Origin of the sequence: uncultured Gemmiger sp. (genome assembly GCF_934561205.1) — a bacterium.
Classification (GTDB): domain Bacteria; phylum Bacillota; class Clostridia; order Oscillospirales; family Ruminococcaceae; genus Gemmiger.
Map to the genome: position 1 here is coordinate 164,307 of NZ_CAKTFU010000003.1, position 18,203 is coordinate 182,509.

Annotated in this window: 14 protein-coding genes and 1 pseudogene; 4 read left to right on the plus strand and 11 right to left on the minus strand. The window is 52.6% G+C overall.

Features of this window, described 5'->3' with window-relative positions; translation table 11 throughout:
- Nucleotides 1-268: 268 nt before the first annotated feature.
- Entirely contained in the window at nt 269-1,633 is a 1,365-nt protein-coding gene (gene rlmD, locus Q0I19_RS03125) for a 23S rRNA (uracil(1939)-C(5))-methyltransferase RlmD (RefSeq protein WP_294757987.1), read from the minus strand.
- Complete coding sequence (locus Q0I19_RS03130) at nt 1,633-2,523, minus strand: AraC family transcriptional regulator (RefSeq protein WP_366012301.1); 891 nt, start codon at nt 2,521-2,523, stop codon at nt 1,633-1,635. Before Q0I19_RS03130 ends, rlmD begins: the two co-directional genes overlap by 1 nt.
- A 238-nt stretch (nt 2,524-2,761) precedes the next feature.
- Here Q0I19_RS03130 and Q0I19_RS03135 point away from each other — a divergent pair, with 238 nt between their 5' ends.
- Nucleotides 2,762-4,069 carry a galactokinase family protein gene (locus Q0I19_RS03135; RefSeq protein ID WP_294757984.1) on the plus strand — a complete coding sequence of 436 codons (1,308 nt, stop codon included), beginning with the start codon at nt 2,762-2,764 and terminating at the stop codon, nt 4,067-4,069.
- Between the two features lie 86 nt (nt 4,070-4,155).
- On the opposite strand, the gene Q0I19_RS03140 is transcribed toward Q0I19_RS03135, so the two are convergent.
- The 9 genes from Q0I19_RS03140 to Q0I19_RS03175 all read right to left on the minus strand — a co-directional run bounded on the left by Q0I19_RS03140 (nt 4,156) and on the right by Q0I19_RS03175 (nt 15,995).
- Nucleotides 4,156-4,467 (minus strand): hypothetical protein, encoded by a 312-nt coding sequence (locus tag Q0I19_RS03140; protein WP_294757983.1) that lies wholly within the window; start codon nt 4,465-4,467, stop codon nt 4,156-4,158.
- Nucleotides 4,468-4,505: 38 nt separating this feature from the next.
- Complete coding sequence (locus tag Q0I19_RS11450) at nt 4,506-4,805, minus strand: winged helix-turn-helix domain-containing protein (protein ID WP_366012313.1); 300 nt, start codon at nt 4,803-4,805, stop codon at nt 4,506-4,508.
- 91 nt (nt 4,806-4,896) lie between these two features.
- A complete protein-coding gene (locus tag Q0I19_RS03145) occupies nt 4,897-7,095 on the minus strand; it encodes an ABC transporter substrate-binding protein (RefSeq protein ID WP_294757981.1) in 2,199 nt (732 codons plus the stop codon).
- Complete coding sequence (locus Q0I19_RS03150; RefSeq protein ID WP_294757979.1) at nt 7,071-8,123, minus strand: hypothetical protein; 1,053 nt, start codon at nt 8,121-8,123, stop codon at nt 7,071-7,073. Before Q0I19_RS03150 ends, Q0I19_RS03145 begins: the two co-directional genes overlap by 25 nt.
- Nucleotides 8,124-8,135: 12 nt before the next feature.
- Nucleotides 8,136-8,909 carry a carbohydrate ABC transporter permease gene (locus Q0I19_RS03155; RefSeq protein WP_294757978.1) on the minus strand — a complete coding sequence of 258 codons (774 nt, stop codon included), beginning with the start codon at nt 8,907-8,909 and terminating at the stop codon, nt 8,136-8,138.
- Nucleotides 8,899-9,750 (minus strand): sugar ABC transporter permease, encoded by an 852-nt coding sequence (locus Q0I19_RS03160; protein WP_294757975.1) that lies wholly within the window; start codon nt 9,748-9,750, stop codon nt 8,899-8,901. Before Q0I19_RS03160 ends, Q0I19_RS03155 begins: the two co-directional genes overlap by 11 nt.
- Before the next feature lie 89 nt (nt 9,751-9,839).
- On the minus strand, nt 9,840-10,616 hold the full coding sequence (locus tag Q0I19_RS03165) for a hypothetical protein (protein ID WP_294757973.1): 777 nt from the start codon (nt 10,614-10,616) through the stop codon (nt 9,840-9,842).
- Nucleotides 10,617-11,508: 892 nt separating this feature from the next.
- Nucleotides 11,509-12,894 carry a glycoside-pentoside-hexuronide (GPH):cation symporter gene (locus Q0I19_RS03170; protein ID WP_294757971.1) on the minus strand — a complete coding sequence of 462 codons (1,386 nt, stop codon included), beginning with the start codon at nt 12,892-12,894 and terminating at the stop codon, nt 11,509-11,511.
- A 29-nt stretch (nt 12,895-12,923) separates the two neighbouring features.
- Nucleotides 12,924-15,995, minus strand: a complete 3,072-nt coding sequence (locus tag Q0I19_RS03175) for a glycoside hydrolase family 2 TIM barrel-domain containing protein (protein WP_294757969.1) — start codon at nt 15,993-15,995, stop codon at nt 12,924-12,926.
- Between the two features lie 186 nt (nt 15,996-16,181).
- Between Q0I19_RS03175 and Q0I19_RS03180 the strand changes: the two genes are divergently transcribed.
- The 3 genes and pseudogenes from Q0I19_RS03180 (at nt 16,182) to Q0I19_RS11460 (ending at nt 17,712) form a co-directional block, all read left to right on the plus strand.
- Nucleotides 16,182-17,033, plus strand: coding sequence for an AraC family transcriptional regulator (locus tag Q0I19_RS03180; protein ID WP_296023263.1), 852 nt, complete (start codon nt 16,182-16,184; stop codon nt 17,031-17,033).
- Nucleotides 17,034-17,352: 319 nt separating this feature from the next.
- Nucleotides 17,353-17,466 (plus strand): annotated as a pseudogene (locus Q0I19_RS11455) (hypothetical protein); the annotation flags it as partial.
- Nucleotides 17,467-17,517: 51 nt separating this feature from the next.
- The gene (locus Q0I19_RS11460) at nt 17,518-17,712 is read left to right on the plus strand and encodes a hypothetical protein (protein WP_366012315.1); all 195 of its coding nucleotides are present in this window, start codon (nt 17,518-17,520) and stop codon (nt 17,710-17,712) included.
- The last annotated feature ends 491 nt before the right edge of the window (nt 17,713-18,203 follow it).

Genomic DNA, 18,203 nt, shown 5'->3' on the forward strand with positions numbered 1-18,203 from the left:
TCCAGACTAATAATCGTCCGATTTAGAGAGATTATAGTTCTCTCTCCCATCTCTTATAGACATCTCACACTTTACTTGGGTTATATAAGCAGAATGGAGCCTAAAACCGTATTTTTCTACAACGTGCTCATTGATTTCTTTGTATGTAGTGTGCTTATTTATATCATTCATATAGCTGCCATCAGGCGTGTAATCAATAGTTGCAGATTGCTGATTTGTTGGGAAACAAGAGGACAACCGTCTCCACTCGTCCTGAGAGTTTGGTATATCACTTTTCGCGTGACAACCAAACAATCACCTCGACGTGCTTTGTCCTTGGGAACAAATCTACCGGCTGCACACGTTGCGGTGCGTATCCGTGGTCGGCCAGCCAGCGGGTGTCGCGGGCGGCGGTGGCGGCATTGCAGCTGACCATCACCACCGTGCGGGGCGCCATCTCCACAATGGCGGTCAGGGTCGCTTCATCGCAGCCCTTGCGGGGCGGGTCTACCACAATTACATCCGGGTGCTGTCCTTCGGCGGCAAGGGCGGCTGCCGCCTGCCCGGCGTCCTGGCAGCGGAAATCCGCCTTGTCGGGGGTAAGCCCCAGCCGTGCCGCGGTTTTCTTTGCACCTTCCACGGCTTGGGGCACGACCTCCACGCCCAGCAGACGGCCGCAATCCGGCAGCATCGAAAGCCCGATCGTACCCATACCGCAGTACAGATCCAGCAAAAAATCGTCGGGGCGCAGCGCGGCATATTCCCGTGCCTTGGCATACAGTACCTCGGCGGCGGGGGTGTTGACCTGATAAAACTCATGCACGCCCATCTGCAGGGCAACCCCCGCCAGCGTGTCACGGATAAAGCCGCTGCCCAGCACCGTGCGGGTGTTCTTTCCCAAAATCACGTTGGTGCGGGCGGTGTTCTCGTTGACCAAAACAGTCGTCAGCGCAAATTCTGTTTGCAGTGTCTCGCACAGCTGCCGTTCACGGGGCAGGGAAGTGCCGTTCAGCACAAAGCACAAAAGGCGCTCGCCGCTGTGCCAGCCCTGCCGCATATACAGGTGACGCACAAGCCCCGTGTGGCTTTCCTCATTGTAAGCGGATGCCCCTGCCTGCTCCAACAGGGCGCAGGCGCGCTTGGCCAGCTGGTTCATCCATTCGGGCTGCAGCTTGCAATCCTCGCACAGCACAATGCGGTGGCTGCGCCCGGCGTAAAAACCTGCGATAAGATGCCCGTTTTCATCCGTTCCCACAGGCAGCTGTACCTTATTGCGGTAACGGTCTGTGTTTTCGGCGCCGATAACCGGCAGCACCGGCACGTCCAAGCGCCCCAGCCGAGAAAAAGCGTCCTGCACAAAGCGTGTCTTGGCCTCACATTCGGCTGTGTATTCAATATGCCGCAGTCCACAGCCGCCGCAGGGACCGGAAACGGGGCAGTCACTCTGCCGCCGTGCAGGGCCGGGGGTCAGCAGTTTTTCCAATCGGGCAAAGGCATAGTTCTTCATGGGTTTGACGATCCGCACCTCGGCCACATCGCCGGGGGCGGAATCGGGGACAAACAGCGCCATACCGTCCTTGTGGGCAACGCCGCTTCCGTCACTGGACAGGGATTCTATTGTAACGGTCAAAATTTGGTTTTTCGCAAATGACATTATAACTCCTCTGCTGCGGTTAAAATCGCGGGTACGGCGGTTGCTGCGTGCGGGTCCTTATCCATCGTTGCCAGATATTTGCTGGGGGGCACGCCTTTGACCTTTTTGAATACGCGGGAAAAATAGAACTGGTCAAAAAATCCCACAGAAACGGCAATTTCAGCAATGGACAGGTTCGAGCTTTTCAGCAGGCTGCAAGCCTCACCCACGCGGTAATTGGTCAGGTAATCGATAGGGCTTTGCCCCACGTTGGACATAAACACGCGGTACAGGTGGCTGCGGCTGACGCCGACCGCCTTGGCGATATCGTCCACCGAAATATCGTGCGAATAGTTAAATTGGATGTACTTGATGGCCGCCAGCACATATTGACTGCTGGAGGAACCGACGTTGGGCATTGTGTCGCGGGCTTCCTTCATCATATGCGCCATAAAGATGTACAGATATCCCGTCATCAGCGCCTCACACTGCGGCTCCGGCCCGCGGGAAAGATAGATGTTGTACAGTGCCTCCCGAACGGCATGCAGGTCCTTGCAGTGGTGCACAGGCCGTGCATCGCTGAACGGCATCTGCTGCACCAGCTTGCTGGCACAGGCCCCGTTAAAGCCGACCCAGTAATACTCCCATGGGTCGGTCTCGTCTGCCGCGTAGGTGACAAGCTGGTTCGGCTTGACCAAAAACAAATCGCCCTCCTGCAGGGTGTGGGACACACCGCCCACCTGATACACACCCTTGCCGGAAACAACAAGATGGATCAGGTAATGATCCCGCACGCCCGGTCCCCAGGTGTGGCCGGGCCGACAGGATTCGCGCCCGCAGTTAAAAATGGAAAGTTCCACGTTGTCTGTGTAATTCTGTTTATAGGACTGTTTGCTTTCGTTGGACATCATGCACACCTCAAATTTACACGGCTTAAGGGCGCGCTATCGCCCTTTTAATCATTATACCAACACATTCATCAAAAGTCCATAAAAGAAAAGAAAAAAATTGTTTACTTTCCCGCAAAATTTGTTATACTTAGAGTATAAATGTGCGTTTTGAAGGACGCGCTGGCCGTGTGCCCAAATTTTGAATGTGTAAATTGTGCATATTGCCAAAAGCAGTGCACAGGAAAGGCGAGTGGAACCTATGGCAAATTGTTTGGAACTCAAGCAGCAGATCCTGCAAGGCGAGTATGACGCCGCTTTTGCAAAATTGTATGGTGCAGGGCAGGAGATTGCCGCCCAACAGCGGGAGCGTTATGTTACCGTGATCGACCGCTTTGCGGACAGCTTTGGCGCAGAACGCACCGTGCGGCTGTACTCTGCCCCCGGCCGTACCGAGATCGGCGGCAACCACACCGACCACAACAACGGCGTTGTGCTGGCCGGCTCTGTCAACCTGGACATTGTGGCGGTGGTTTCCCCCAATGAAGAAAACGTCATCCGCATGAAATCCTACGGTTTTGAGAAAATCGACGATGTAGATCTGTCTGTTATGACTCCGCAGCCCAACGAGGCCGAGCACTCCGCCGCCCTGATTCGCGGCGTGGCCAAGGGCATTCTGGACGCCGGCGGCAAGGTCGGCGGCTTTGACTGCTACTCCACCAGCAGTGTGCTGCGCGGTTCCGGCCTGTCCAGCTCTGCCGCCTTTGAGGTGTGCGTCGGTGCCATTTTGCGCGGCGAGTACAATGACAACGACATGGATAAGCTCAACCAGGTCAAAATCGCCCAGATCGGCCAGTATGCCGAAAACGTGTTCTTCGGCAAGCCCTGCGGCCTGATGGATCAGACCGCCTGCGCCGTGGGCGGTGTTATCACCATCGACTTCAAGGACCCCGCGCATCCCGTTGTCGGCCAGACCGAGATCGACCTGGCCAAGCACGGCTTTGCCATGTGCATCACCGACACCAAGGGCAGCCATGCCGACCTGACCGATGACTACGCCGCTATCCGCCGCGAGATGGAGAGCGTTGCCGAACAGTTTGGCAAAAAGGTGCTGCGCGACGTGGACGAAAACGAATTCTATGCCGCTATCCCGAAACTGCGCAAGGCAGTGGGGGACCGCGCCGTTGTGCGTGCCATCCACTTCTACAACGATTGCCGCCGCGCCGCCCAGCTGTGCGACGCTGTGCGCGCCGATGATTTCGATACATTCCTGCGCCTGATTATTGAAGGCGGCCACTCCAGCTTTGAGTTCAACCAGAACGCCTACAGCATCAAGGCCCCGCAGGAGCAGGGCGTGCCCCTGGCCCTGGCCATCAGCCAGAAGATCCTGAACGGCCGCGGCGCATGGCGTTTGCAGGGCGGCGGCTTTGCCGGCACCATTCAGGCGTTCGTCCCTTATGACCTGCTGGATGTCTACCGCACTGCCATTGATGCCTGCTTCGGCGAAGGCAGCTGCCATGTACTGAACATCCGCAACTACGGCGCCGTTCCCGTCACCCCCGATATGTAAAGACAATCGATAGTCTTGAGAAACAGTCAGGACCCCCGGCTAAGCCGGGGGTCCTGACTGTTGTTGAAGCATTGCAGTAAGTCAAATTAGAACCCATCAATTATACGCTCAATCGCGGTAGGAACAAAAATAGACATCACAACTAACCATACGGCTGCAATAGCTTGAATAAGATTGTCGGGCAACCCAATAAGAATGTCGGGAAACCATACAAATGCAGGGGCAATAAGGCACCGTATAAGGTAACCGACAAATTCGCCGATGCTGAACATACCCAAATAATCAATTGGCTTATATGGGTCGCGTTTGCGCCGTGTGTGGCCATCGACATACATACGTTGTTCAATATACCAGCCGATTGCAAAAATTGCGACAGCACCCCAATATAATGTATCCATTTTTATCACCTATACCTGCAATCAGAATAAAACGACTCTCATAAAGAATGTTTTTCTCTATAACTTTCTTGCATAGAAAGCGCATATCCCCGTCCCATTACGGTTTTCAAATCATCCGGGCCTAAATCCAGTTTCTTCCGCAGCTTGGCAATATGCACATCGACTGTCCGTGTCTGAATCGGCACGGTGATATTCCATGCAGATGCCAGCAGAAAGTTTCGCGAGCAGATATGCCCGGAATGGTCGAGCAGCGTAATGAACAGCTGATATTCTGTGGTTGTCAGGTGAATGCGGCAGCCCTGCCTTTGAACAGAAGAATCCCTTTCATCGATGGACAGATTTTTATATTATTTCATCCGGAATACCTAAGGTCAATACCGCACAATTCTAAGGCAATGCCGCATAATTCTAAGTGCCGATATTCTATCTTCATTCAACCATCTTGAATTTTGCCTGCATCTGCGCCACACATTCCTCCAAAGTCAGATTGCCGGAGCGATACGCCCGAAAGGCGGGCCACATGGCGTCATCCCAACCGAAGGGGGCAAGATAGGCATCTGCCGGCAGTGTGCATACCGCACGATACTGCTGATAATGGCGTTCCTGCAAAGGGAAGGTATGCATTTCGGCCGACGAAAACCGCGCAAAATCCGCCTCTCGGTTCATCAGGGCAGACTCCGTTGTGTAAATGTTCTGTGTAAAGGCGCCTGTGCCTAACAGATATTGCACAAACTGCTCCGCGTAGTCCTTTTGGTCGGAAGCAGTGCTTATTCCCAGACAGTCCGCATAAGACTGCCGATATTTACATGCTGTCGGCATGGGCAGGATCTTCAGTGTGATGCCGTTTTCAGATTCTGCGGTGCTCAGGCGCTCAAAGGTATCCTCGTAGGAAGCGCCTTGCCCGTAACAGAAAAGTGCGTTGTCAAAAAAGCCCTTCGACCAATAGTACGATGCATTTTCGGGAATACGATAGAGGTGCGTTTTTTCTGACAGGAGTGTGTTCAATTTCTCCAAATCGGGCTGCATGGCGGCTATATCTCTTGTGCTGTCCAGCAGGAAAGCCCCAACGGTTTCATTGACCGCGTAAGCGCTCATACAAGCAAACAGCGTATACGGTGCATTTTCGTCTTTCCAGCGCATACCAAGGTCAAAAATTTGTGTCCACGTCAGCGAATCGGTGTCCCATGTAAGACCCAACTGTTCGCCCAAGGTCTGGTTGTAAATCAGATACTGCGGGTTTACCCCCAACGGAATCGCGCGCAGGGTTCCGGTTTCGTCACGCAAGGGCGCAAGCATAACGGTGTCCAGCGCGTCAAGGTCAGGGCAGCCCGAAAGGCAATCATCCAAGGGCGCTAAGGAACCTGCGTTCAGGATGCCTTTGCCATCCAAATACTGACCGGACAATTTCCCCGGCAGCAAAAACAGATCCCCGATATCCCCGGTCATCAGACGCAGGTTGATTTTTTCGGCATATTGTTCGCTGTGATGCAGGTAGTCATCGGCAGATTTATAGTCGGTATCCCACGAAAATTGAACATCCGGATGTGCTTTGGAAAATCTGCGGGCAGCAGCGTCCAACGCTTCCTCTTTGTAGGGCGCAGTGATCGTGAGCGTGACAGCAGCAGCGGCATCCGGCAAATAAGGGGTGAACCGCCACAGCGTTTTTTCCGCTTGCCGAAGGTTGTCAAACCAGACGGTATAGTCCGCGCCCACGGCAAAGTCAGCCCTCGCCATCTTGTTTTGGGTATAATCGTCCGGGGATTCCGCACCCCAGTCAAACAATTTGTACAGCGTCACGCCGCTGGTCGGGTCCAAGGCGTAAATGCTGCCCTGCGCACCGATCGTGGACGAACAGACGAACAGCTCATCTTTTCCGCTGCAGAACACCTTCTGCGGGGCAAGCTCGCTGTCGCTCTCTCTTTGCCAATGGGTTTTCTTTTCCTCCAGGTTGTACTTTACCAGCAGGGGTGCGGCAGAGGTACACTGAATATAATAGAGATTTCCCGCACTGTCCAGGGCAAAATCGCTCACATTTGCGAATTTTTTCTCGGTCTGCGCCTGCGTGTCATACAACACCAGGGTATCAGCCAAGCTGTCGGCTTCGTCCTGCCCCATCAGCAGGACATAATTCTGCCAGACTGCCATCTTGTCTGTAAAGGCGTATTGAAACGGACATTCCCCCAGAGTCTGGGCGTCTTTTTCGGTCGGATACAGCGTGTATTCGTTTGCAGCCGGGTCTTGCGAAAGCAGCCATAATTGACCGTCCCGCCAGTAGGCACCGCACAAAATGCTGCCGGATTCAAATTGTTCCTGTATCAGGGACGTGTCCGGGACAGCCACGGCAGAGCCGTCGGCGGCATCGGTAACATCCAGAATGCGACCGTCCTGCGCGCTGAAAGAGAGCTTTACCACCGCATCGTCCTGCAGAAAGAACTGCTGCTGAAACCGATACGGCTCTGTCAGCGCTTCGCTTTCGGCAGCATCCGCCCGAAAGGCATAGCGCATAACCGAAGGGTCGATCACGCCGGAGGATTCCCCGCCGGTGGGGGACTCCGCCGGTCTGCTGCAGCCTGCCAATAAAAACGACAGGCAGAAAAGTACAGCTAAAACGGCACAGAATTTTCGCATACAAACACCGACTTTCTTTTCATAGCTTTACCCAAAACCACCCCTGCCAAAATCACGGCTGCCGTTGCAGCGGCGGACAAAACCAGCCCCGTCTGCAATTTTGTGAACAGCGCCCGGCTGTAAGCGCTGCCGTCCGCCGGGAATGTCTGCTGCAGCCAGCTGCGGTAATGGTCAAATCGAAACAGACTTTCCGACGGCAGAAATCCCGGCGGAACAAACAACGGCATACGCACAAGGCAAATCGTTACCGCCGCCAGCAGGCACAACAGCACGACGGCCCTGACGAGCGAAACCGCCAGCTGCCGGCGACGGGATATCAGGTACTGCTTAAAATACAGCTTCTGCAAGGCAAACTCTGCCTGCGACAGTTCGGCTTTTCCCAGCAGGAACAGCGCCCGGCACAACAATGCCCAGACGACAAGCAGCGCAGGGAACAGCCATAGCGTATAGCATTGGCGGACAAACGCAGCTGCCCAGCTGTAATCCCTCAGGGTGAATTGCTCCGCCGCAACGCCGTTTTGCAAAAGGGTTTGTGTTATCTGCTGCGCGCTAAAAAGCCCGGTGTCCTCAATTTGCCAGCAGGTATCGGCTTTGGCAAGGGTGTATTCCGCCAGCAGGGGACGCGGGTCAACGGCGGGGTCGATATACAGCTCCACAATGCCGCCCAATCTGCGCCCGTCATCCCGTCGGACGGTTTCCGTGTCGGCAGTAAGCGCCAAGGTGGAATACAGCACGGCATCTTCTCCGCCGGACACATCCCCCTCCACGGCACAGAGGGTATCGTTTTCTGCCAGCAGATACACAGCCGCCTTGCGAAGGGCGGTGTCGTCCGCCACATAGCAGTAGGCTTGCCCGTCCTCCCAAATCAGGCAGTTTGTCGGCAGCGTACAAGGGTAGCCTGTATCCTCCAACACGGCGGGGCGGATGGTGACGCACGCCACCACAGGGGTGCGCAGCTCGTACAGCTTGCAGCTGAGCAGCGTACACAGCAGCATGGCGCACAAAAACGCCCAAAGTTGCTTTGTCATGACCGCGCCCCCTTACAGGATATTGCTCAGGCATATACCGCGTTCCAGCCCCTCCCGGCAGGAGCAATACACCAAAAGCGGAAGAATGGCATACACAACATCCGCTGCATAGCGCACGGGGCCGAAATGCTGCCCGCTCAGCTCTAACGCCAGCGTCGAAAGGCGGCTGTCCTGCACAAACAGCAGAACCTGATCAATGCAGGACCAGTTCATAAAAAAGGACAGAACCGCCAGCGCCGTGAACGCCGGGCGGCACATCGGCAGAATGAACCGCAAAAATATCTGCCACTCGGTGGCGCCCTCTGAACGCGCGGCGTTGAGAATGTCCGGGTCGATCCCGCGGATATACTGGGCGATGAGTACCGGACCGAAAGCACCGACGGCATTCGGCAGGATAACCGCCCACGGCGTATTGCTGCATCCCATACGATGCAGCGCCAGATACTGCGGAACCAGCGTTGCCTGAAACGGCAGGATCATCACAAAAATATACAGGGTGAAAACGGCACCCATCAGTCTGCCGCGGCTTTGGGCAAAAGCATAGCCCGCCAAGGCGCTTAACGGCAGTTGAATTGCCAGTATGGCGGTTGCGTACAAAACGCTGTTCCAAAACCAGGCAAAGAACTCTTTGCGGTATAAAAGGATCTCCTCAAATTGCCGAAAAGAAAATTGCCCGCCGTATTGCAGCGCCTGCACGACCGCAAAGCCCACCGGCAGCAGGCACAATACGGAAAATGCCGTCAGCAGGGCTTTTTTTACAAAAAAACAAATTCCCTTATTGCACATCGTATTTCCTCCTACTAAGATAAAAACCGACTGCCAATATCGCGCCGATCACCAGACAGGTCAGCAGGGCAGCAGCGCTCAATTTGGGAAAATTCAACCGATAAAAATTGCGGTTCATATAGTGCTGCAGCATATACAGCGTATCGGGCGGCGCGCTGCCGTACAGCGCATACATATCCCGAAACAGCAAAAAGTAGTTCATAACGGCGGTAATTACGCAGAAAAACAGGGTGCTGCGCAGCTGCGGAAGCAAAATGCGGGTCACATAGACCCACTCGCTGTTTCCGTCCAGCCTGTAACTGTCTTGAATTTCCGTTGGCAGAACGCGAATGGCACCCGAAAGCAAAATGCTGATATACCCTGCATTTTTTATAATATACAAGAGCAGCATCAGCCAAAAGGCCGGCCCACCCTGCATGAAGTCCACGGTTTTGCAGGGCAAAAACGCCAAAAGCCGATGAACCAGCCCGCCGTTTCCCCACATAAGCTGCCAGCCTGAGGCAAAGCAGGGGACAGGAACCACAATGGGCAGCAAAAGCGCCCACGGCTGCCAGACAAATTTTCCGCTTACACAAATCAGGCTGATATACAGGGAAACTGCCAGCAGCGCCGATATCCCGACAAGGAAAAACAGCAGCGTGTTGGTTACAGCCCTTTGAAAAAGCGGGTCCTCGCAAAGCGTGCGGAAGTTATACCCGCCCACAAACCGCGCAGCATACAAGCCGTCCGAGAAGGCGTAGAAGATGCTTTGAACCAGCGGGATCAGGTAAAACAGTCCGATTCCGCACAGGCTGGGCAGCAGCATCCAGTCCTTTGCCCGTGGATAAAAAGCCGATTTCATAGTAGGCCCCCTTCGGGTCGGCAAATGGTGCGGCAGGGCTTTCTCTGCCGATTTTTATTCAGAGAACCCGGCATCGAACTTCCATGTTTTCAAAATTCGTCTATTGTGCCGTTGACCTCTATGATTTTCAGGGCGCAAGGTTCAGGCAAAGAATAGGATGCATTTTTCGCATATTGGTACCGCTGACAAACACTGTATTGGAATGTGGAATCCTGCAAAATGGTCAGCGCCTGTTCCTCGCTGCAATCCAATGTATAAACAAAGGCGCATTGCGTTAAGACCATTCCTGTCGGAGTGTCTGTAAAGACTATGGAGGCAGTGCCGGAACTGCTGTTTGTCTTGTTATGTAAGAAAAGCTGATAGGGGAACCACCCTTGCTTTGTTTCTGTTGTAACGGTGATCTTGCATCCGGCAGACGGGGAGTCCTGCGCAATTTCTAATTTTTCGACCTTGCAGTCGGCAGTTTCAGCGCCTTCTTCTGCGGGAAGGGTTTGCAAATCTCCGTTTTGCAGTATCCGAATCACAGCAGGCAACAGGGTAAAATCCTGTGCGTTGTCCGGAACATGAAATGCGTAATAGACGGTCGATCCTTGGCGGTCTATGGACAGCAGCTCACAGGGGTCTGTTTGTGAGGACTGCGCATAGAGTGTGGGCGGTTGAGAAATTTCAAAATCAACGCCATCATATACGCTGTAATCGACAGCCAGGGTGATTGCTGCGTTACCCCAGTCTTCATTTGTCACGGACGACGAAGATTCGCTGCCGCCGACTGTCGAATCGGAACGGCTGTAACATCCGGTCAACAGCGTTAAAATGGCAAAAATCAATGCTGTGGGCTTGGATAAAAAATGAAATCTTGCAGCCATCTGTATATCCTCCGCTTTCGGCGCACGCCAAATTCCAATTCAGAATTTTTTCGATGCAGGCAGGTTCTGCTTTGCTATAATTATACTATCGAAAATAGGCAAAATCAACAAATATACACTATAAGACAAAATTTTTACATCTAAAACAGCAAAAAAACCGCAAAATCGACATACGTTTTGCAGCCTTTTTCTTGCTGGTGCGTCCGGCATGGGCAACAGCTTAGGATGCATTTTCCGCATAGTGGTACAGCGGACAAATGCTATTTCAGCATCTGCGCGCCGATGTCTGATACGGAGTAGGAAACCGTTGTAAGCTGTGCGTTATCTTGACATCAAAATAGCACTGTTTTCTATATAATTCCACTAAACCTGCGTATACGCAAAAAAATGTGCATGAATGCAAAAATCCTCTGTGCGAGCTATTCTGCTCAGAGGATTATGACAATTATGGGTGGTCAACTGACGCGGGTGGAAGAAATTAATCTACTGCCGTTCCATAGTGTTAGAGAAAACTTGCAATATGGTCGCAATCCTATTTCATGGGACATGCTTTATAATATGGTAATGTTTGTACCGTTTGGAATAATTTACTGCTATTACCAAAAGCATTTTCGCGTATATAAGGCAGTTGGAATGTCATGCTTGACAACATGAGCGTTTCTTTATTCTTTCGTTGTTTGCCATCGCGGAGGAAATCGAAGCACAGGGCGCTTATGCCTCCGGGCTAATGCCCATTGACCTTGCCATTGGCCTGCCGCCTGCACACTTTGGCGCACAGAACAAGGCATTCGTGCGTTACTTCAAACGCAAGGAACCCGTCTACTTCTCCTACAGAAAAAGGGCTTCCGCCAGCAGATGCGGAAGCCCTTTTTGAGAAGGAGAATAGTGAATATCAGTTTTTCATTTCTGCACGGATTTTATCGTTGGCCTCCTCGACCTTCATGCGGGAGAGGATAAAGGTAATGATGGCATCCAGCACAAAGGGAATCACGAGGTACATAAGTTTCAGCATATTGATGCAGGATTCCGGCTGCACAGCCAGCGCCTTATCGTAGTTGCTGAACGCCAGCAGCCAGCCGGTGATGGCGGTGCCGAGACCGCCGCCAAGCTTGACACCGAGCGAGGTGCAGGAGTACATCGTGCCGTCCACGCGCTTGTGCTTCGTTAGCCAAGTGTACTCGGAGCAGGAGGCGATAACGGCGTTCATGTCGCCCTGCCACGGGCCCTGACCCAGTCCAGCAATAGCCGTGAAGAGGAGCATCGTCTTGACATCGCCGGTGCCAGTATAGCCGGCCACGGCAACGAGCGCGCGGGCCACGGTAGCAAGGGCATAGCTGCCGACGTTCAGTTTGTACATACCGTGCATCTTGGCAACGAGGGTCGGGGTAAAGACCAGTGCAATGATCAAAGGAATGTTGATGGCCCAAGAGAACACGCCGAACAGGTTCTTGTCGCCAAGGATATGGGCGGCGTAGAAGGTACCCATACTGATCATGGCACCATAGATCTGCTGCAAAATGTAGGTGACGCAGATCATCAGGTAGTATTTGTTGGAACCCAGCAGCTTGGCAGCTTCGACAAGACTGTACTTCTCGTCTTTCTCGATTTCTGCTTTATCCGAGGTATCGGCCAACTCTTCCTCCGGCAGTTCCTTGACGGAAAAAACAGAGAGCGTGTTGACGATCAGACCGATAATGGCATAGACGATAGCCACGGTGCGCCATGCTTCGGCGGTGTCGCCCAGTGCGGAGACAGCCAGCAGCGTGACGGACTGGATGGCAAGGCTGGTGGCGAATGCGAACATGAAGCGGTAGGAACCCATCTCAACGCGCTCGGCGCTGTTCTTGGTGACAAGGGCGGTCAGGGCAGAGTAGGCGATGTTGTTGGCGGTGTAGAACACGGCATTCAGCAGAGTGTAGCAGATTAAGAACCATGCGTACTTGGCAAACTCGCTCATGCCCATGGGGATGGCGAAGATGCCGACCAGTGTGATGGCGCAGCCGATGTAGCCGTAGAGCATCCACGGGCGAGCCTTGCCCAGCTTGGAGTGCGTCTTGTCTATCATAGAGCCGAAGAAGATGTCGGTAATGCCGTCAAACAGCTTGGACACAGCGATCAGCGTGCCGACGATGCCGGGATTCAGGCCGACGGTGTCGGTCAGGTAAATCATAACGAACGAGGAGAGGAACGCATAGACCACGTTGCCCGCAACATCGCCGGAGCCGTAACCGACCTTGTTATACCATTTTAAATAACGTCTTTCAGTGTTTTCAGACATGAGAATTTCTCCATTCTTTTGTGTAGAGGTTATGCTTTTTCGGAAATCAGACGGATGCTGAAATCGAAGGAAGCGTCGTCAAGGCGGTACTGCTCCGCCAGACGCGGTCCGCAGCTGGCAGAGCCGATGCCGTTCTGTGCATAGTCAAGGCAGAGGACGGTGCTGTCACAGGGATGCAGCTCATAGTTGTGCGCCTTTTCAGTCAACTCTTCCTGCGTGTAGTGCGAGGTGTTGAAGCAGAACGGCTTTGCACCGACAGCGGTAAGCTTGATGCCGGCGCCATCCAGCCGGACATAATCGCAATCATAGTGACTGCCGTTCTCCTGCGGGCGAATGTAGTCCTCGTGCTGCTGCCAGACGGTGGAACTGAAGTAGCCGTGGCTGGCAGCATGGTGCTTGTCGCAGTAACTTTCCATCGGACCCATGCCGAAGTAACTGACGCGGGCCATTTCTTTTGGCAGGAACAGGCGCAGACCAAAGCGCGGCAGTTCGGGGAATACCGTGTTGCGCTCAGCGTGCAGTGCCAGCGTTACTGCACCGCTGTTGGAAATCGTCCAGCAGACATCCAAATCAAGGAATTTCTGCAAGCTGATCGGTGCAATGCCGACTTTGGCGCGCAGAGTTACACCGCTGTCCGTCACCTGATACTTGGTGCGGTAGGCGTTGGTCATACAGTGGTCATAGCGGGCAGCCAGCCAATCCAGCTTCAGCTTGCGGTCATTGTCCGTAGGAGCACGCCAGATGTTGAACTCCATTTCCTTGTCCAACAGGACTGCATCCTCGTACTGCATCGCGGCGAACAGACCCGTCAGCTTATTAAAGTTGTAGGTGAAGTTCTTGCCGCGCAGCGTCAAATGGCGGTCCGTCTCCTGAACAGTGATTGTGCTGTTGGAAGGGGCATCACTCCACATAGCCAAGGTTTTCTGGTTGCGGCTGTCTTTGTTTTCCAGCAGGATTTCATCAAAACCCAGGAGATGCCCTTCCGAACGCAAGGACAGGTCTTTATCGCAATGGTAGAAGATTTTCAGGAAACACTTGCCTTTATCGGGAATATGGACGGCCAACGGCAAGGCGTTTTCGCTGTGCGGCGGCAGGGTGAAACCGTCAGGGTAGGGGATGAAGCCGCTGTCGATGACCTCGCCGTCGCAACTTACCTGATAGGTTAGTGTGGCATACTCGGTCAAATCAACAAAGTCCATGTAGTTGTGCAGCGTGAGCATGCCGGATTCCCGGTCGTACTTCACAACACGCGCCGGGCGATAGACGTTCTTGAACTCCAACAGCCCGGTGTGCGGGCGGCGGTCGGGGTAGACCAGACCGTCCATGCAGAAATTGCCGTCATGCGGCCACTCATTGTGGTCGCCGCCGTAATAATAGATGTCGCGGCCGTCGGGCATCTTCCCTTTATAAATACCGTGGTCGCACCACTCCCACAGGAAACCGCCGACCAAGCCGTCATGGCTCTGAATGAACCGGAAGTAATCCTCCAAATCGCCGGGGCCGTTGCCCATGCAGTGGCTGTACTCGCACATGATATAGGGTTTGTCCGGCTCGTTGTCCAGATATTCCTGAATGCTTTCGAGAGAAGGGTACATATTGCTGAACATATCAATGTTCGAGAAATCGTATTTACGGTTCTTGCTGCGGTACTGGGCGCTCTCGTAGTGGGTCAGGCGGCGGGGGTCAAAACTCTTTGTCCATGCCAGCGCTTCTTCGAACGTGCAGCCGTAGGCGCTCTCGTTGCCCATCGACCAGATGATGACGCAGGGACGGTTCTTGTCACGCTCCACGCAGAGGCGGGTGCGGTCCACGGTGGCCTCGGTGAACTCCGGGTTGTCTGCGATGGGCTTGTTCCAGCTTTCCACATGGTTGGGCCAGCTTTCGTTGCCCTCGCAATAGTATTCGGACGCACCGTGGCTCTCGTTGTCGGCTTCATCAATGACAAAGAAGCCGTACTGGTCGCAGAGCTGATAGAAGTAAGGCACATCCGGGTAATGGCTGGTGCGGATGGCATTAAAGTTGTGCTTTTTGATCATGAGCAGGTCTTTTTTCGTCTGCTCAAAGCCAACGGCATAGCCGGTAATAGGGTCGGATTCGTGGCGGTTTACACCGTGGAACTTGACGGACCGGCCGTTGACATAAATCTGGTTGTTGGCAACGTGAACCTCGCGGATGCCCACACGGTCTGTAATGGTCTCGCAGGGGGTGTCCAACACAAGGGTATATAAGTAGGGCTGCTCTGCGTTCCAGAGTGTCGGGTCAACAACGGTGATTTCTGCATGATAGGGGAATGCCGCATCATCCGGTGCTTCCACGGGCGTTACGCTGCCGACTATTGTGCCGGCTGCATCGTAGAGGGTGATGCGGGTGGCAACGGCGGAATCGTAGTAACGCAGGCGGACAGCAACCCCTGCGGTGCTGCCGTGGATGTCGGTGGTGATGAAATAGTCCTCGATGCACTGTTCCGGGCGGTGCAGCAGGTAGACATCACGAAAAATGCCGTTCATGCGGAACATATCCTGATCTTCCATGTAACTGCCATCGCACCATTTCAGCACGAGGACCGCCAGATGGTTGGTGCCGTCCTGCAAAAACTTCGTTACATCGAACTCGCTTGTGGAATGGGCGACCTGACTGTACCCGACAAACTGACCGTTGAGCCAGACATAGAAGCAGGAGGCAACGCCCTCAAAATTCAAAAATGCACGCGGGGCTGCGGCATCTTTTTGGTAAGTGAAGTCGTAGAGGTAAGCGCCGCAGGGGTTCTCTTTAGGAACATACGGTGGATCAGCGGGGAACGGATAGCGGATGTTGGTGTACTGGTGGTGGTCGTAGCCGTGGTTCTGCCACACGCTGGGGACCGGGATGCTGTCAAAAGCGGAGGCATCATAGCCGACCGCGTAGAAAGCATCCTGCAAGTCATAAATGCTGGCGTAGTACCGAAATTTCCAGCTTCCGTTCAAAAGCTGGAAGCGATCCGAGGTCTCGCGGTGCTCGACTAAAGTATCGCTGCGCCGGGATGCCGGAATGTAATAGGCACGATTCGGCATGGTACCCACATGCAGTGTGTGCGGGTCCTCGTAATAGTGCGGAATAATCATCCATTCTCCTCCTGTGATTTGTACAGTTCTGCTTGCGTTTCGTCTGAAATTATTATACAATTTCTATATACAATAAAACCTAAACAGAATTGCGCTAAATATGCACAAAATCAATGGTTTTTTGTAATGTAAGGATAAAATGAACAAAGCACCTCACAATATTCACAAAAACAGGAGGGGGTTTTTGTGTACATTAACTCCGGCTATCTGAACAATTCCCGTACAGATTTCAAAGACAACTCCACGCCGTTGGTGGTGGGCAGCTGCGGTACCTATCGGCTGAAAACGCGCCCTAAACTGCCGACCTACTGGCAGAAAGGGCGCAGGGATTACCAGATTTTATATGTGGCAAACGGCAAGACGCATTTCTGGTTTGACGGCAGGGAAGAAATCGTCAGCGCAGGCCATATGGTGCTGTACAAGCCGGAAGAAATTCAAAAATATGTATATTATCTGGAAGATAACCCGGAAGTTTTCTGGATTCACTTCACAGGCAGTGATGTAAAGAACATATTGGCGTATCACGGCATCTCGCTGGATGAGCATGTGTTCTACTGCGGTGTGCTGCCGGACTACAAGGCGCTGTTCCGCAAGATCATTCAGGAGTTGCAGCTGTGCCGCTATGGGTACGAGGATTATATTGCATCGCTGTTCAACGATATTTTGCTTTTGGTGGACCGCCAGCAGCATGAACAGAAAAAAGCCACCGGCAACGTCCAAGAGCAAATTGAACGCGCGGCGGCTTACTTCAACGAGAACTATAACACAAAGATCAGCATAGACGATTACGCGGAGTCCCTGCACATCAGCACCAACTGGTTTATACACAATTTCAAACAGTACGCCGGTATGTCCCCGGCCCAGTACATCCTCTCTTTGCGCATGGTCAACGCGCAAAGCCTGCTGGAGCGGACAACCTACAACATCAAGGAAATTTCCGAAATCGTAGGATATGAGAACCCACTGTATTTCAGCAGGGTATTTAAGAAAGAGATAGGGAAGTCACCGGCGCAGTATAGGAAACTCCAATCAGGATAAGGCAGATTATATCCTTGCAAGTTTTAGATGTGTATTAATGTACAGGAGGACAATAATGGGTTTTGAAATTTGCAATTTTTCGGACTTAAAAGAAGGAAATGCTATATTCGAAAAGATGCGAAAATCGATTGATTTAAAACGGCTATCGTGGAGACGGCAAACCACTTTCGTTGCATCGATATGGTGATCGATGACGCCAAGAACCCTTTGTCCGAAGCTTTTATTAAGCGGTTGCATTTCACTCTGAAGAACGGAACAAGCGACTCTCGCAAAGACTGGTTTGCCGTTGGCGATTACAAGAAAATCCCTAACGAAGTCGGTGGAATGGATACAGCTACACCGGAAGAAGTTAGGGGATAGAATTAAAGCATTGCTTGCCGCGTATAATACGAAAGCATCTCATTCCTTGAGAGAAATCATTGCCTTTCATTATGAGTTTGAACGCATCCACCCATTTCAGGACGGCGATGGTCGCGTCGGGAGATTGATTCTCTTCAAGGAATGCCTCAAGAACGACATCGTTCCCTTTATCATTGAGGATGATCTGAAGATGTTCTACTATCGTGGACTGCACGAGTGGAATAACGAAAGCGGGTACTTGATGGATACCTGCCTGACCGCACAGGACGGATTCAAAGTTTATCTGGACTATTTCCGCATTCCGTATCCGACAGAGTGAAACCCTCGTCCAAATCTAATTCGCTGCATTATAGAAATAGCGCCCACCGGAAGGTGAGTGCTATTTTTTATACACCAAAATGCTGTTCGGAACGCTTATTCGGTGCGCATCTTTTTCAGCCATTGTTTCTATGTAGAAGTAGTCTGAGAAATTTCTAGGCATCACACTTTTCAGGTAACAGCGCTCTACATAAAACTTGAAACAATAGCGGTTGAAGTTCGTTTATCAGAATATGAGCTCAGTCATAAACGAAAAATCTCCGTCGTTTTCAGGCAGAATGATGGAGATGATTTTGCGACAGAAAATTTCAAAGGATCAGCTTTTCTTGCTGAAAGTGGCAATTCTAGTATATGCTGTGTTCCTTTTTATGTCGAAGCCTTTCGTTTCGGTTGCAGATTTCGATGACCTGCAACGATTCTTAACAAGAACCGAATGTTTTTGCCAAGAAAAGTTGGTCGCAAAGAAAAGGACTTTGTGCTATACTGTGTTAA

Excerpts from the sequence above, each read along its gene's own strand:
- rlmD (WP_294757987.1), bottom strand. The coding sequence starts at position 1,633 with ATGTCATTTGCGAAAAACCAAATTTTGACCGTTACAATAGAATCCCTG.
- Q0I19_RS03130 (WP_366012301.1), bottom strand. The coding sequence starts at position 2,523 with ATGATGTCCAACGAAAGCAAACAGTCCTATAAACAGAATTACACAGAC.
- Q0I19_RS03135 (WP_294757984.1), top strand. The coding sequence starts at position 2,762 with ATGGCAAATTGTTTGGAACTCAAGCAGCAGATCCTGCAAGGCGAGTAT.
- Q0I19_RS03140 (WP_294757983.1), bottom strand. The coding sequence starts at position 4,467 with ATGGATACATTATATTGGGGTGCTGTCGCAATTTTTGCAATCGGCTGG.
- Q0I19_RS03145 (WP_294757981.1), bottom strand. The coding sequence starts at position 7,095 with ATGCGAAAATTCTGTGCCGTTTTAGCTGTACTTTTCTGCCTGTCGTTT.
- Q0I19_RS03150 (WP_294757979.1), bottom strand. The coding sequence starts at position 8,123 with ATGACAAAGCAACTTTGGGCGTTTTTGTGCGCCATGCTGCTGTGTACG.
- Q0I19_RS03155 (WP_294757978.1), bottom strand. The coding sequence starts at position 8,909 with ATGTGCAATAAGGGAATTTGTTTTTTTGTAAAAAAAGCCCTGCTGACG.
- Q0I19_RS03160 (WP_294757975.1), bottom strand. The coding sequence starts at position 9,750 with ATGAAATCGGCTTTTTATCCACGGGCAAAGGACTGGATGCTGCTGCCC.
- Q0I19_RS03165 (WP_294757973.1), bottom strand. The coding sequence starts at position 10,616 with ATGGCTGCAAGATTTCATTTTTTATCCAAGCCCACAGCATTGATTTTT.
- Q0I19_RS03170 (WP_294757971.1), bottom strand. The coding sequence starts at position 12,894 with ATGTCTGAAAACACTGAAAGACGTTATTTAAAATGGTATAACAAGGTC.
- Q0I19_RS03175 (WP_294757969.1), bottom strand. The coding sequence starts at position 15,995 with ATGATTATTCCGCACTATTACGAGGACCCGCACACACTGCATGTGGGT.